At 63.0% G+C, this 14135-nt stretch carries 12 protein-coding genes; 8 read left to right on the top strand and 4 right to left on the bottom strand.

Annotated features, from left to right (window positions below; translation table 11 throughout):
- Positions 1-239: 239 nt before the first annotated feature.
- The gene (locus AB8A27_RS04340) at positions 240-1748 is read right to left on the bottom strand and encodes a 4-hydroxyphenylacetate 3-hydroxylase family protein (protein ID WP_441240847.1); all 1509 of its coding nucleotides are present in this window, start codon (positions 1746-1748) and stop codon (positions 240-242) included.
- 192 nt (positions 1749-1940) lie between these two features.
- Between AB8A27_RS04340 and AB8A27_RS04335 the strand changes: the two genes are divergently transcribed.
- The 6 genes from AB8A27_RS04335 (at position 1941) to AB8A27_RS04310 (ending at position 7607) form a co-directional block, all read left to right on the top strand.
- Positions 1941-2627 (top strand): MarR family winged helix-turn-helix transcriptional regulator, encoded by a 687-nt coding sequence (locus tag AB8A27_RS04335; protein ID WP_441240846.1) that lies wholly within the window; start codon positions 1941-1943, stop codon positions 2625-2627.
- Positions 2628-3120: 493 nt separating this feature from the next.
- The gene (locus AB8A27_RS04330; protein WP_441240845.1) at positions 3121-4347 is read left to right on the top strand and encodes an ABC transporter substrate-binding protein; all 1227 of its coding nucleotides are present in this window, start codon (positions 3121-3123) and stop codon (positions 4345-4347) included.
- A gap of 89 nt (positions 4348-4436) precedes the next feature.
- Complete coding sequence (locus AB8A27_RS04325; protein WP_068738539.1) at positions 4437-5315, top strand: branched-chain amino acid ABC transporter permease; 879 nt, start codon at positions 4437-4439, stop codon at positions 5313-5315.
- Positions 5315-6151, top strand: coding sequence for a branched-chain amino acid ABC transporter permease (locus AB8A27_RS04320; RefSeq protein ID WP_441240844.1), 837 nt, complete (start codon positions 5315-5317; stop codon positions 6149-6151). The genes AB8A27_RS04325 and AB8A27_RS04320 overlap by 1 nt, the downstream gene beginning before the upstream one ends.
- On the top strand, positions 6148-6900 hold the full coding sequence (locus AB8A27_RS04315; protein WP_441240843.1) for an ABC transporter ATP-binding protein: 753 nt from the start codon (positions 6148-6150) through the stop codon (positions 6898-6900). Before AB8A27_RS04320 ends, AB8A27_RS04315 begins: the two co-directional genes overlap by 4 nt.
- Entirely contained in the window at positions 6900-7607 is a 708-nt protein-coding gene (locus AB8A27_RS04310) for an ABC transporter ATP-binding protein (RefSeq protein WP_092149372.1), read from the top strand. The genes AB8A27_RS04315 and AB8A27_RS04310 overlap by 1 nt, the downstream gene beginning before the upstream one ends.
- A 152-nt stretch (positions 7608-7759) precedes the next feature.
- On the opposite strand, the gene AB8A27_RS04305 is transcribed toward AB8A27_RS04310, so the two are convergent.
- Complete coding sequence (locus AB8A27_RS04305) at positions 7760-8869, bottom strand: DSD1 family PLP-dependent enzyme (protein ID WP_441240842.1); 1110 nt, start codon at positions 8867-8869, stop codon at positions 7760-7762.
- An 8-nt stretch (positions 8870-8877) separates the two neighbouring features.
- Complete coding sequence (gene hydA, locus AB8A27_RS04300) at positions 8878-10344, bottom strand: dihydropyrimidinase (protein ID WP_441240841.1); 1467 nt, start codon at positions 10342-10344, stop codon at positions 8878-8880.
- An 87-nt stretch (positions 10345-10431) separates the two neighbouring features.
- Here hydA and AB8A27_RS04295 point away from each other — a divergent pair, with 87 nt between their 5' ends.
- Complete coding sequence (locus AB8A27_RS04295; protein WP_199488787.1) at positions 10432-11091, top strand: aspartate/glutamate racemase family protein; 660 nt, start codon at positions 10432-10434, stop codon at positions 11089-11091.
- 179 nt (positions 11092-11270) lie between these two features.
- On the opposite strand, the gene AB8A27_RS04290 is transcribed toward AB8A27_RS04295, so the two are convergent.
- The gene (locus AB8A27_RS04290) at positions 11271-12200 is read right to left on the bottom strand and encodes an N-carbamoyl-D-amino-acid hydrolase (protein WP_441240840.1); all 930 of its coding nucleotides are present in this window, start codon (positions 12198-12200) and stop codon (positions 11271-11273) included.
- 300 nt (positions 12201-12500) lie between these two features.
- Between AB8A27_RS04290 and AB8A27_RS04285 the strand changes: the two genes are divergently transcribed.
- Positions 12501-14111 carry an ABC transporter substrate-binding protein gene (locus AB8A27_RS04285; RefSeq protein WP_441240839.1) on the top strand — a complete coding sequence of 537 codons (1611 nt, stop codon included), beginning with the start codon at positions 12501-12503 and terminating at the stop codon, positions 14109-14111.
- The last annotated feature ends 24 nt before the right edge of the window (positions 14112-14135 follow it).

Raw genomic sequence — 14135 nt, 5'->3', positions numbered from 1 at the left:
GCAGGGAAGCAGCGGCACGCACCGTCAGCTCCCTCTCCCCGCATCTTGCGCGGGGAGAGGGTTGGGGTGAGGGGCGAGGCACAGACTTCACTTCAGCGATGAAGCCCGCGCACTCCGCAGCAAGCGAACCGTGAAAGCATTGGCGTAGGATAGTGTAGCGCGCCGCCCCTCACCCGCCGCGAAGACGCGGCGACCTCTCCCCGCAAAGCGCGGGGAGAGGTTAAGTAAGCGACTGCGCTTTAGTTGCTGCCCTTGAACTCCGGCAGATCGTATTTCCCCGTCATCTTCTCCGCCATGCCCGCCGCGCGCTCCCAGTCATAGGTGCGGTAGCTGTGACCACGCGTCACGAACTGGGCGCCGGCATAGAACATCTCATATTGCAGATGGCGCGAGGCGAATTCGGAGCCGACGGCGTCCCAGGTCAGCTTCAACAGCTTGACGCGATCCTGGCCTGACATCGCCGGCGAGATCTGGGTCAGCCCGATAATATCAGCGATTTCCGGATTGCTGAAATCATCCACCGAGGACGGCAGCATCAAGAGCGCACCGCCGGCGAGTTCGCGGATGGTCGCGACGATCTGGCCATACATTTCCTGCGACTGCACCTGCGCCGCATAGAGCAGATGCTTGTTCGGCAGATAGTAGTCGCCGCGCATGGCGCCGCCGGCTTCCATGCCGAGCACCATGCCCTCGATCAGCGCTGCCTGCGAGGCGAGCTTGCCGAGCGTATCGACCACGGGCGGGAAATTGATGGTGCCGATGGTTTTCGCGATGCCGCGCGCGAGGCCGACCAGGAAGCGCAGCTTCACCGACAGGCGGATCTGCGCCTGATAATTCTGATAGACATGGGCCGGCGTATCATGGAGCTGGGCGCGGCACATATCGGTGTTGCGCAGCAGGAACACGCGCTCCCACGGCACCTTCACGTCGTCGAAGAACACCAGCGCGTCGTTCTCGTCATAGCGCCAGGCCAGCGGGTTGTCGTATTCGCTCAAGGCGTGGGCCTCGAAGCTCTTGCGCGACAGCATCTTGAGACCCTTCGTCCCCATCGGCAGCGCGCAGGAGAACGCCAGATGCTCCTCGCCCGGCCGCAGCGGCTGGCCGGAACCGACAAATATCTCGTTGGCCATGATGGCTGACGTGGCGAACAGTTTGGCGCCGCGGATGGTGATGCCCGATGCATCCTCATCGACGATGCGCGCCACCATGTCCTCGGCATTCTTGCCCTGATCGCCGAACGCCTTGGAGCGATCTCCCTGCACATTGTTGATCACATAGGTCAGGAACAGGTCGCTCTTGCGGGCGTAGTCGTACCAGTCGCGAAACGCCTGCGCGCGTTTCGGATCGTAATTGTCGAACACCTCGATGCCCATCATCATGCCGGACATGGATGAGGCGACGTGATCGGGCGAGCGGCCGAGGAAACCACAGGACTGTTCGGCCCATTCCACCAGCGCCTTGCGACGCTCGACCAGTTCCGCATAGCTCGTCGGCAATTGCCAGGCGCGATTGACGCGGCGGCCACCGCCGACATCGAAGGTCATGCGCTCGATATTGGCAGGGTCGGCCTGATAGTCATACAGCGCGCCGGCCGAGGCGACCGCATGGCGATAGGCGGGATGGGTCGAGACGTCGTCGACCTTCTTGCCGTCGAGATAGACCGCACGACCGTCGCGCACAGCAGCGACATGCTGGGCGCCCTTCTTGACGCCGGCAACTGCCGCCCCGGATCCAAATGCCTTGTTCATCACTTTTCTCCGTCACCTGTTGCCGGTCGCGCGCCGGTCATCGTCATTAATAGCTATCATCCGAAGCTATTTTGAAACTGTTGTCAAGCGAGACCCGTCGTATCATCCAACCCACATAGATCATTTGTTGCGATTGCAATTGCAGCGCGAAGCCGCCAAGCTCGGGCAAGTTTTGATACATGGGATGATCACGTGGCCAAATCCGCAGCGCGCTCCACTTCGATCGGCAAATCAGTGATCGGCAAATCAGCTGGCAAGGAGATCAGCAAGAAGCCTGCCACAGGCCGGCCGGCGTCCCGCGCTGCATTGACGGTCTCCCGCCCGGAGCTGCTGGTGGACGGTTCGGACGCCCAGTTCCGCCGCCTCGTCCACAGCCTGTTCGGCTTTCTGGTCCGCCACCAGACATTGCGTGAAGGTCATGCCGCCGTTATCGGCCTCGCCGGCATCGAATACACGACCCTGATCTCGATTCGGCACCTGTCGGCGCAAGGCGACGTCCATGTGCGCGCCGTCGCCGATCACCTGCATCTGAGCGGCGCCTTCGTCACCACCGTGACCAACAAGCTCGAAACCAAAGGGCTGATCACCAAGACCTCGCACACCGGCGACCGCCGCCGCATCAGCCTCGTGGTGACGCCGCATGGCGCCGAATTGCTCGAGCGCCTCGCCCCCACCCAGGCCCAGGTGAACGACGTCCAGTTCGGTTGCCTCGGCGCCCGGGAATTCCACCAGTTGCTGGACATGGTGCAGCGGCTGGTCGATTCCAGCGACCGCGCCATCGCACTGCAGCGTTATCTGGCCGACACCAATGTGAAGCAGCTCTCGCCCGAGGCCCAGTCGATCGCCCTCGCCAAGCGCGGCAAGCCGCGCAAGGGCTGAATCCGGTCTGCAATGCACAACCTGTCATGGTGTAGGGTGGGTAGAGCGTCTTCGCGAAACCCACCAATCACCCACGCTGGAATCGATGGGTTTCGCTGCGCTCTACCCATCCTACAGCCCGCGTCGCCATTGCTGCGACAAAAACGCACCGGTGTGCGCGGCCCCTGCCGCCCAACGGCAACACCGGAATCAACCGCCACGCGCCCCCAACATTCAAACACTCGTGAAACAGGCACTTCCGCGCATCCCCGCCAGCCGCAGATTGCTGCATTTCCGGGCTGCACTGCCGCATAAAATAGCTTCTTAAGAGAACTATTTTATAAAGATACTCAGAATGACGATTGTCAAAACCTGAAATTTATTGGACGATCCGGCCAACGCTGTCATTCGGCTGTCACAGCCTGTAATGGCACATGGCGTGCATAGAAATCTTTATCTGGATTGTGCTGCGGATCACCGCAGCAAAAGCATCAGCAGAAGAGGACAATCGTCGATGTCACGGATCAAATCGAATTTGCCGCGCGTATTGGGCACAGTTGCTGCCGTTACGCTGTCGGCCATGGTTGGCGGCCAGGCATGGGCGCAGGAAATCGCCATCGGCGCGGTGGTGCCGTCGAGCGGCCCGTTCGCCGAGTGGGGCCGCAGCAACACCGTGACGCTGAAGATGCTGGAACAGCAGACCAACGATGCCGGCGGCATCAATGGCGCGAAGCTAAAGATCACGATCCTCGACGACGCCGCCAAGCCGGCGCAGGCCGCAAGCTCGCTGCGCAAGCTGGCCGGCGACGAAAAGGTTCTCGCCGTGGCCGGCCCGCTGACCTCGAGTGCCGCCGAAGTGACCTTCCCGGTCGCCAATGAAATGAAGGTGGTCTCGACCTCGCAGGCCTCCTCGAAGCCGGGCGTGGCCAAGCTCAACCGTCCGTGGGCGTTCCGCAACACCATCGACGAAGGCGTGCTCGCCAAGACCACCGTGCCTTTCTACAAGAAGGCCTTCAACATCAAGACCGTCGCCGTGATCTTCGACGCCAAGGACGCCACGGCCTCCACCGTCGGCAAGGCGATCATGCCGGCCGTGCTGAAGGCCAATGACATCACTGTCTCCAACGAGAACGATCTGCTGTCGTTCAACACCGGCGACCTCGACGTCTCCGCGCAGGTCACCAAGCTGAAGGCCCTCAATCCCGACGGCATCGTTGTCAGTGCCGATTACAGCCAGGCCATCACCGTGCTGCGCGAAATGAAGCGCCAGGGTCTGATCAAGCCAGTCGTCGGCGCCACCCAGCTGATCTCGTCGGCGATTCTCAAGGCTGCGCCGGAAATTCCGGTGATCGCGCCGGCAACCTTCTACGCCACCATGAAGGGCCCGGCACCCGAGAAGTTCACGGCCACCCTGACGCCGCTGCTGCGCAAGGAATCCGGCCTGCCGAAGGACATCGAGCCCTCGATGTATGACGCCAATATCTACGAGATCGTCTCGATGTATATCGACGCGATCAAGAAGGCCGGCGTCACCGGCAAGCCGGCCGATCTCGAAGCCGACCGCACCAAGATCCGCGATCATCTCGCCAAGCTCGAAGGCTTCCCGGGTCTCGGCGGCCCGATCGGCTTCAACGACGACGGCGACGCGATCAAGGCCTTCTATGTGCTGCAGGGTCAGAACGGCGCCTGGGACACCAAGGTCAAGGGCTGCAGCTCCGCGCCGAACCATCCGGCCTGCTGATCTTCCGCACCATCCACGCCGCTGCGGCCGGGAAGTCTTCCCGGCCGCAGTCATGATGACGACCACCTGATTTAACGATTGCGACCCCCATGCTGATACAGCAACTCGTCAACGGACTGACGCTCGGAGCGGTCTATACGCTTCTGGCGCTGTCGTTCTCGCTCGTGATGGGCATTCTCGGCATTCTCAATCTCGCGATTGCCGAACTCTTCATGATCGGCGGCTATCTCGGCTTCACGCTGATTACCGCAGGCTTCCCGCTTCCGGTCGCCGTGCTCGGCGGCATGCTCGGCGCAGCCGTGATCGCCATCGCCATCGAGAAGATCGGCTACCAGCCGCTGCGCGACGCGCCGCTGGTGACGCCGATGCTGTCGACGCTGGGTTTCTCGATCATCCTGCAGAACGTCGCCACCAATATCTGGGGCTCGGATCCTGCCCAGCTCCCCGACGAATATTTCGGCAAGCAATACGCACTCGGCCCGGTCAATATCGGCGAGATGCAGCTGATCGTGCTCGTCGCCACCGTCGTGCTGGTCGCGCTGGTTGCCTATATCGTGCAGAAGACGCCGATGGGCCGCGCGCTGCGCGCCGTCGCCGAGAACCGCGAAGTCGCACGAATCCTGGGCGTCTCCGCTGACCGCCTGACCATGCTGGCCTTCATCCTGTCGGGCTCGCTCGCCGGCGTCGCCGGCGTGTTGATCGCCCTGCATTACGGCACCATCACGCCCTATCTGGGCGTCGAGATCGGCCTCAAGGCCATCGCCGTGATGGTGATCGGCGGCACCCGGCAGATCTGGGGCGCGCTCGTCGCTGGTCCCTTGATCGGCATCGCCGAAGTGCTGACCGTCGCTTACGGCGGCTCACAGGTGCGCGACTTCGTCGTCTACGGCTTCATGATTTTGATTTTGTTGCTGCGTCCGCAGGGCCTGCTTGGCGGCGCGCGATCCGATCAGGGGCAGCGCGTCTGATGTCGACCTATTACGCAAGCCTGCTCGCCGAGTCCGGCATCCTCCTGCTCGGCGCACTCAGCGTTTACATTATTTTGGCCACCGGCCAGCTCTCGCTCGGCAATGGCGCCTTCATGGGAATCGGCGCGTATCTGTCGTCCTATCTCACCGTGACGCTCAACGTCCCGGTGACGCTGGCCCTGGTGATCTCGGCCATCGCCGCCGGCATCATCGGCGCCATCGTCGCCTTCCCTGCCTTGAGATTGAAAGGCATCTATCTCGCCATGGCCACCGTCGGCTTCGGCGAAATGGTGCGCAGCTTCTTCCTCAATTTCGAGACCATGGGCGGCTCCGGCGGCTTCCGCGGCATGCAGCACATTTCGGTCGGTTATGTCTGGCTGTGGGCCGGCGGCATCCTGATCGCGGTGATGTTGCTGGAGCGCTCGCGCGTCTGGCTGGAAATGCAGGCGGTGCATGACGACGAAACGGCCGCAGGCCTGATCGGTCTCAACACCACCGTGACCAAGATCGTCGCCTTCGGCGGCGGCGCCGCCGTCGCCGCCATCTCCGGCGGATTGTTCGCGCATCACAACGTCTATATCGAGCCGGCGAATTTCGGCTTCGATCGCTCGATCGAATTCGTGCTGGCCGTGATCCTCGGCGGCTCCACCGTCGGACCGGGCTCGCTGGTCGGCTCGTTGCTGCTGGTGTTCCTGCCTGAATTCCTGCGTCCGATCGCCGACTGGCGCCTCGCCGCCTTCGGCACGCTGCTGATCCTGGTGCTGCTAGTACGGCGTCAGGGCATTCTCGATCGTTCGCTGATCCGTACACTGACCTTCCGGAGGGCCGCGGCATGAGCGACGCGCTGCTTCAACTCACCGGCGTCACCAAGACGTTCGGCGGCATCCATGCGCTGTCCGGCATGGTGTGCGAAGTGCCGGAAGGCAAGATCGTCGGCGTGATCGGTCCGAACGGCGCCGGCAAGACCACCTTGTTCAACACCATCACCGGCGCCTATCGCGCCGATGCGGGTGAAGTCGTTCTCAAGGGCGTCGATGTCACCCAGTGGCCGTCCTATCAGATCGTCCGCGAGGGCGTGGCACGCACCTTCCAGAACATCCGGCTGTTCGGCAGCATGACCGTCTGGGAGCATCTGCTGGTGGCACAGCCGCATAGCGAGAGCGCGTGGCGACGTCTGCTGCCGATCGCCTGGGCCAATCCGGCAGCGCAGGCGCGCGCCGAGGAAGTGATGGAGTTCTTCGGCCTCACCGAACTGCGTGATCGCCCGGCCAAGTCGCTGCCCTACGGCATCCAGCGCAAGGTGGAGATGGCGCGCGCCGTCACCGCCAGGCCAAAGCTGCTGCTGCTGGATGAACCCGTCGCCGGCATGAACCATGACGAGGCCGAGGAAATCCGCTCGCTGATGATCCGGCTGCGCGACACCGGCCTCACCATTCTCCTGATCGAACACGACATGAATTTCGTGATGCGGCTCTGCGACTATCTCTATGTCCTCGATTTCGGCGTGCTGATCGCCGAAGGCAGACCGGAGGACGTGCGCACCAATCCCGTCGTCCTCGACGCCTATCTCGGAAAGGACGACTGATGCTCACGATCAAGGGCCTGGAAGTCCGCTACGGCGCCATCACCGCAGTGCGCGGCGTCGATCTGGAGATCAGGAAAGGCGAGATCGTCGCGCTGCTCGGCGCCAATGGCGCCGGCAAGAGCACGATTGCGCGGTCCATCGCGGGACTGCTGCCGTTCCAGGGTGAGATTGCCTTCGAAGGCGAGAGACTGACGCCGGGCACCGCCGAGAAGAATCTACGCCGCGGCATCGCGCTGGTCCCGGAAGGCCGCGGCATTCTCGCGCGCATGACGGTGCATGAGAATCTGCTGATGGGCATCTACACCCGCAGCGACAAGTCCGCGGCGATGGCCGATGTGGACAAGATGCTGGAGCGCTTTCCGATTCTCGGCAAGCGCCGCGACGGTCTCGCCAGTCTTCTCTCCGGCGGCGAACAGCAGATGCTGGCGATCGGCCGCGCGCTATTGTCGAAGCCGAAACTGCTGCTGCTCGACGAGCCGTCGCTCGGCCTCGCGCCGCTGATGACGGCGAGCCTGTTCAGCATGATCGCGCAATTCCGCGATGAAGGCCTGACGGTGCTGCTGGTGGAACAGAAGGCGCGGCAGACGCTGAAGATCGTGGACCGGGCCTATCTGCTGGAGACCGGCCGCGTGGTGACGTCAGGTTCGGCGGAAGCGCTGATCAACGATCCGACATTGTCGGAGGCGTTTCTGGGTGGGACGCACTAACTCTGTTGTCGTCCCCGCGCAGGCGGGGACCCATAACCTCGAGCGATCTGGTCGAAACACGACCGCTGCTTCCATGCCGCTTCTCTTACACTGACCGTGGATATGGGTCCCCGCCTTCGCGGGGACGACAGCGGAGAGGTCGTCGCGTTCAACTACGCCCCATACCGCGCCAGTACCGGCCACGCCTCAACGCTGCCATTGTGCCCGACCACCTGATAGTCCGCGTGCAAATTCACCGTCGGATCGCAGTGCGTCGTCAGCAGCAACACGCGACTGCCGAGCTTCGGCGCGGCGCCGCCCTCCGGCAGCGTGATCATGCCATGCTCGTCGCCGCCGAAGCGATAGGTCGAGCCTTCCGGCACACCTAACATCAGTGACGGCACCGGGCCGTTGAAGGCCATCGCCTTGACGCCGGCATCGACGGTGAATTCGCCTGATCGATTGACCGAGGTCACCGTGGCGAGAATGAACAGGCTCGGCTCATAAGGCAGCGCGCCGCCGCCCTCGCGCTGCAGTCGGCCGTAATCAGCATCCATGAACACGTAAGAGCCGACCTGCAATTCGGTGAAGGTGCCGGCGATATCATAGGCGCAGGCGCCCGTGCCGCTGCCGGTGACGATCGGAGCCTTGATGCCGGCCTCCGCGAGCACGCGCAGGTGATCGTCGAGAATGCCGCGAACCACCGCCGCGCCAGCCTTGCGTTCGTCGGCGTCGATCATGTGCTGCACGTGACCTGCAAAGCCCTGGATGCCGCCGAAGGACATTCCCGGCGTGGCTTCGATCAGTTGCGCCAGTGCGAGCGTCGATGCGGTATCGACGACGCCCGTGCGGCGCTGGCCGACATCGATATCGATCAGCACCTGCAGCGGACGGCTGCCGGCATCGAGCAATTCATGCAGCACATGAATCTGATCGGCATGATCGACGACGATGCTGATATCGCTGTTATCCGCGACAGCGGCCAGACGCGCGAGCTTCGGCCGGTCCGCCACCGGCGTCGTCAGCAGCAGGCCCGTGATACCGGCCTCCGCAAAGGCTTCGATCTCGGCGACCGTCGCGCAGGAGATGCCCACCGCTCCGGCTTCGATCTGCAACTGCGCGATGCGCGTCGACTTGTGGGTCTTGGCATGGGGGCGCAAGGCGATGCCGTTTGCCCTGGCGAACGCGGCCATGGCGGTGATGTTGCGCTGAAGCGCCGAAGCGTCCAGCACCAGCGCAGGCGTCTGGATATCCGCGAAACCCGGCAGATTGGGATCGAGCATGTTTGGCATCACAGCAGCTTCGCGCCAAAATTCTTCGCCGGGTCCATTTCGGCCGCGAGTCTGCCTGATGGCGTGGCGGCCTTGCCGCCCTCGCGCAACATCAGGCGTCCCTCGCCCGGTTTGCTGTTGAACGTATCGCCATCGACGAGGACACGGCCGCGCAAGAGCACCTTCTCGGGCCAGCCGGTGACCGTGCGGCCGGAGAACGGCGAGAAGCCAGTGAGATCGTGCATCATCTCGTCTGATAGCGTGACCTTGCGCGCCGGATCCCAGATCGCGATGTCGGCATCGTTGCCGATCGCGATCGAGCCTTTCTTCGGCAGATTGTAGATCCGCGCCGGTGCGGTCGATGTCAGCTCGACGAATTTCGACAGACCAAGACGCCCGTTCGACACCATCGCATCAAACAGCAGCGGCAGGCGGACTTCGAGGCCGGGCAGACCGTTGGCGACCTGCTTGAATGTCGGATTCGGCCCGGCACGCAGCTTGCCGGTCTCGTCATAGCGATAGGGTGCGTGATCGGACGAGATCAGTTGCAGATCGCCCAGCGCCAACGCCTGCCACAACGCTTCCTGATCGTCGGTGGTGCGCGCCGGCGGGCTGCACATCCATTTCGCGCCTTCGGCGCCCGGCTTGTCGAGGTCCTCGGCGGTAAGGAACAGATATTGCGGACAGGTCTCGGCGAAAATCTTGACGCCGCGGCCGCGCGCTTCGCGGATCACCGCCGCGCCCTCGCGCGTCGAGACGTGGAAGATCATCACCGGCTGATCCAGCAATTCGCTGAAGGCGATCAGCCGCGTGAATGCCTCGGATTCCGAGACGCGCGCATGGCTGACGGCATGATATTTCGGCGCGGTGTAGCCCTTGTCGATCAGCCGCTTCACCATCCAGGCGATGACGCCGTGGTTCTCCGCGTGAACGCAGACCAGTGCCCTGGCCTCGCGCGCGGCGGCGAGAATATCCAGCAGCTTCTCGTCATCGACCTTGAGCCGGTCATAGGTCATGAAGATCTTGATCGAGGAATGGCCCTGCTTCACGAGCGCCGGAATATCCTCGGCAATGACCTTGTCGGTGACGTCGGAGACGATGATGTGGAAGGCGTAATCGATCATCGCGCCCTTCTTTGCGAGCGCCGTGTAATCGGTGACGACCTCCTGCACATCCATGCCGACATGCTGGGCCGCAAAGGAGATCACGCTGGTGGTGCCGCCGAAGGCGGCAGAGCGCGTCGCGCTCTCGAACGTGTCGGCATTCATGATGCCGGCTGCCGAAAGCTGTTCGATATGGGCGTGAGCATCGACGCCGCCGGGCAGCACCAGCTTGCCCGTTGCATCGATCTCTTTGCGGCCGGCGGCCAACCCGCTGCCCAGTGCCACGATGGTCTCACCGGTAATACCGACATCGGCGGAAAATACATCGCTCGATGTGGCAACGGTGCCACCACGGATCACGAGGTCGTAGACGGGATCGGACAAGGGCAGAACTCCAGCTAGTCGAACATTTTAGAGGCTTTGACGGTCAGCACTTTCCGGCAATACTGCTGCCCTGACAAGGAGCCTGACATGCAGCCCCGCAAGAAGATTTTGGTGGTCAATCCGAACAGCAATCCGCAGGTGACGCGCAATCTCGCGGAGGCGTTGCAACCGGTGATGTTCAACGCCGGGCCCGAGATCGAATGCGTCACGCTGGCGGAAGGACCGCTGGGCGTGCAGACGCAGGCCGATCTCGAAAGCGTCACGATACCGCTGAGCCGGCTGGTGGCCGCCGACAATTCCGCCGATGCCTTCGTCATCGCCTGCTATTCCGATCCCGGCCTGCATGTGTGCCGCGAGGCGACGCAGCGTCCGGTGTTCGGCATCGCTGAATCCGGCGTGCTGACGGCCCTGTCGCGCGGCGACCGCTTCGGCGTCATCGCGGTGGCCCAGGGCTCGATCGGCCGGCACATGCGTTATCTGCGCCAGATGTGCCTGATGGATCGCTTCGCCGGCGAACGTCCGCTCAACATGACTGTGGCGGAGGCTGCCTCCGGCGATGACACGCTGGCGCGCATGATCAAGGTCGGCCGCCAGTTGAAGGATGAAGACGGCGCCAATGCCGTGGTGATGGGCTGCGCCGGCATGTCGCGTCATCGCAGCGCGCTCGAGGATGCGCTGGGCATTCCGGTGATCGATCCGACCCAGGCCGCGGTGAGCATGGCGATCGGCACGGTGATGTTTCAGTAGGGATTGCGATTAGAACGCAGGCCTCTCGCCCGTCGTCCCCGCGAAGGCGGGGACCCATAGCCTCAGGCCTTCTGAGCCGAAACGCGACGCCCGCCACAGTAGTGCCCTACAGCACTTCAACACGCTGACCGTGGTTATGGGTCCCCGCCTTCGCGGGGACGACAGCTGAGTTTAACCGCTCACTCCGGCGGCAGAACCACGCCCGTCTGGCTGGTGATCCGGCCGTAATGCTCGATGCGGCGGTGACGCTTGAAATCGAAGATGGTGTCCTTGCCAAACTTCGTGTCGTCGAGATCGACGGTGCACACCAGCAGCTCGTCGCCTTCGGTTTTGGCTTCGGCGAGAATGACGCCGTTGGGATCGACGATCAGCGAGCCGCCGATCAGGGGATGACCGTCTTCATCGCCGGCCTTGGCGACGGCGACGACGAAGGTCGAGTTCTGATAGGCGCCGGCCTGCACTGACAGGCGATTGTGGAACAGGCGCTGCTCCGGACCCTCGACCGACTTCTGCGAATTCACCGACGGCGTGTTGTAGCCGAGCACGATCATCTCGACGCCCTGCAGGCCCATCACGCGATAGGATTCCGGCCAGCGACGATCGTTGCACACCATCATGCCGAAGATACCGCCGAGCGCGCGGAAGACAGGAAAGCCGAGGTCGCCCGGTTCGAAATAGCGTTTTTCCAGATGCTGGAAGGCACGCTCGGTGTCGAATTCGACATGGCCGGGCAGATGCACCTTGCGATATTTGCCGACGATCTTGCCGGTTTTGTCGGTGAGGATCTGGGTGTTGAAGTGGTGGCCGTCGGGCGTCAGTTCGGCATATCCGATCGACAGCGCGATACCGGCCTTGGCGGCGGCATCGAACAGCGGCCGCGTCGCAGCATTCGGCATTTCGGACTCGAACCAGGTGTCGACTTCCTTCTGGTCGGTCATGTACCAGCGCGGGAAGAAGGTGGTCAGCGCAAGCTCGGGATAGACGATGAGGTCGGCGCCCTTCCCCTTGGCCTCGTCCAGCAGCACCAGCATCCGCTTGACCACGGCCTCGCGGCTTTCGGCTTTCTGGATCGGGCCTAACTGGGCGGCGGCGACGGTCAGCTTGCGCATGGGATCATCCGGATTGGAGTGGTCGAGACATCTATCGGGGCTTGTATCAGGTCCCGGCCCTCGCTTCGAGCCGAATGGGAAGGCGTTCAACCCCGTGGAAAAACCCGGAATTGCTTAGTCCGAAAGCTTGCCTGCCTAACAATCGGGCGCAGCATTCATGCCAGGGAACACCTTGGTTCTGCAAGAATTCTCCCTCCCGCAGAGGATTAGAGAATGACTCCCTCCGGCCTTGTGCCGTAGGTTGCGCGGGCCATGCGCTGGTTCCATCTGCGCAGGCCCGACGCAGGAGATTTCGACACCATGACCCGCCTGGAAATGACGCGCCGCACGGCACTGCTGACCTCCGCCGCCATTGCCGCCAATGTCGCGAACCCGTTCCGCGCCTTCGCGCAGGAAACGCCCAAGAAGGGCGGCGTGTTCAATGTCCATTACGGTGCAGAACAGCGTCAGCTCAACCCCAGCATTCAGGCCTCCACCGGCGTCTACATCATCGGCGGCAAGATCCAGGAGTCGCTGGTCGATCTCGACGCCAATGGCCAGCCGGTCGGTGTGCTGGCGGAAAGCTGGGAGGCGTCCCCGGACAACAAGACCATCACCTTCAAGTTGCGCAAGGGCGTGACCTGGCACGACGGCAAGCCGTTCACCTCGGCCGACGTCGCATTCACCGCCATGAACATGTGGAAGAAGATCCTCAATTACGGATCGACCCTGCAACTGTTCCTCACCGCCGTCGAAACGCCGGATGCGCAGACCGCGATCTTCAAATATGAGCGCCCGATGCCGCTCGGCCTGCTGCTCCGCGCGCTGCCGGACCTCGGCTACATCTCCGCCAAACATCTCTACGAGACCGGCGATATCCGCCAGAACCCGACCAATCTCGCGCCGGTCGGCACCGGCCCGTTCAAGTTCAACAAATACGAGCGCGGCCAGTACATCATCGCCGACCGCAACGAGAATTACTGGCGCCCAAACGCGCCCTATCTCGACCGCATCGTCTGGAAGGTGGTCACCGACCGCGCCGCCGCAGCAGCCCAGCTGGAAGCCGGCGACCTGCATTACTCGCCGTTCTCGGGCCTGACGATTTCCGACATGGCGCGGCTCGGCAAGGACAAGCGCTTCATCGTCTCCACCAAGGGCAATGAAGGCAACGCGCGCACCAACACCATCGAGTTCAATTTCCGCCGCAAGGAGCTTGCGGATATCCGCGTTCGCCGCGCCATCGCGCATGCGATCAATGTGCCGTTCTTCATCGAGAACTTCCTCGGCGACTTCGCCAAGCTCGGCACCGGCCCGATCCCCTCGGTCTCAACCGACTTCTATCCGGGCCCGGATACGCCGCAATATGCCTATGACAAGAAGAAGGCGATCGCGCTACTCGACGAGGCTGGCTTCAAGCCCGGCGCCGGCGGCACCCGTTTCTCGCTGCGTCTGCTGCCCGCGCCGTGGGGCGAGGACATCTCGCTGTGGGCGACCTTCATCCAGCAGTCGCTGAGCGAAGTCGGTATTCCCGTCGAGATCGTCCGCAACGACGGCGGCGGCTTCCTGAAGCAGGTCTATGACGACCACGCCTTCGACCTTGGCACGGGCTGGCACCAGTATCGCAACGATCCCGCGGTCTCGACCACGGTCTGGTATCGCTCCGGCCAGCCGAAGGGCGCGCCCTGGACCAACCAGTGGGACTGGAAGAACGACGCCATCGACAAGGTAATCGACGACGCCGCCACCGAGATCGATCCGGTCAAGCGCAAGGCGCTCTATGCGACCTTCGTCAAGGAAGCCAACACCGAACTGCCGGTGTGGATGCCGATCGAACAGATCTTCGTCACGGTGATCAATGCTAAGGCGCGTAACCATTCCAACACGCCGCGCTGGGGATCGTCGAGCTGGCACGATCTTTGGCTTTCCGCCTGAGCCAAACTTCGCCACAATAGCCAG

The sequence above is a fragment of the Tardiphaga sp. 768_D3_N2_1 genome (assembly GCF_052076105.1).
Lineage (GTDB): Bacteria > Pseudomonadota > Alphaproteobacteria > Rhizobiales > Xanthobacteraceae > Tardiphaga.
Note: the sequence above shows the minus strand (reverse complement) of the source record. Positions and strands in the feature narration are given on the sequence as shown.

Coding starts and splice junctions, on each gene's coding strand:
- AB8A27_RS04320 (WP_441240844.1), top strand. CDS start 5,315: ATGTCGACCTATTACGCAAGCCTGCTCGCCGAGTCCGGCATCCTCCTG.
- AB8A27_RS04330 (WP_441240845.1), top strand. CDS start 3,121: ATGTCACGGATCAAATCGAATTTGCCGCGCGTATTGGGCACAGTTGCT.
- AB8A27_RS04285 (WP_441240839.1), top strand. CDS start 12,501: ATGACCCGCCTGGAAATGACGCGCCGCACGGCACTGCTGACCTCCGCC.
- AB8A27_RS04290 (WP_441240840.1), bottom strand. CDS start 12,200: ATGCGCAAGCTGACCGTCGCCGCCGCCCAGTTAGGCCCGATCCAGAAA.
- AB8A27_RS04340 (WP_441240847.1), bottom strand. CDS start 1,748: ATGAACAAGGCATTTGGATCCGGGGCGGCAGTTGCCGGCGTCAAGAAG.
- AB8A27_RS04305 (WP_441240842.1), bottom strand. CDS start 8,869: ATGCTCGATCCCAATCTGCCGGGTTTCGCGGATATCCAGACGCCTGCG.
- AB8A27_RS04315 (WP_441240843.1), top strand. CDS start 6,148: ATGAGCGACGCGCTGCTTCAACTCACCGGCGTCACCAAGACGTTCGGC.
- AB8A27_RS04325 (WP_068738539.1), top strand. CDS start 4,437: ATGCTGATACAGCAACTCGTCAACGGACTGACGCTCGGAGCGGTCTAT.
- AB8A27_RS04295 (WP_199488787.1), top strand. CDS start 10,432: ATGCAGCCCCGCAAGAAGATTTTGGTGGTCAATCCGAACAGCAATCCG.
- AB8A27_RS04310 (WP_092149372.1), top strand. CDS start 6,900: ATGCTCACGATCAAGGGCCTGGAAGTCCGCTACGGCGCCATCACCGCA.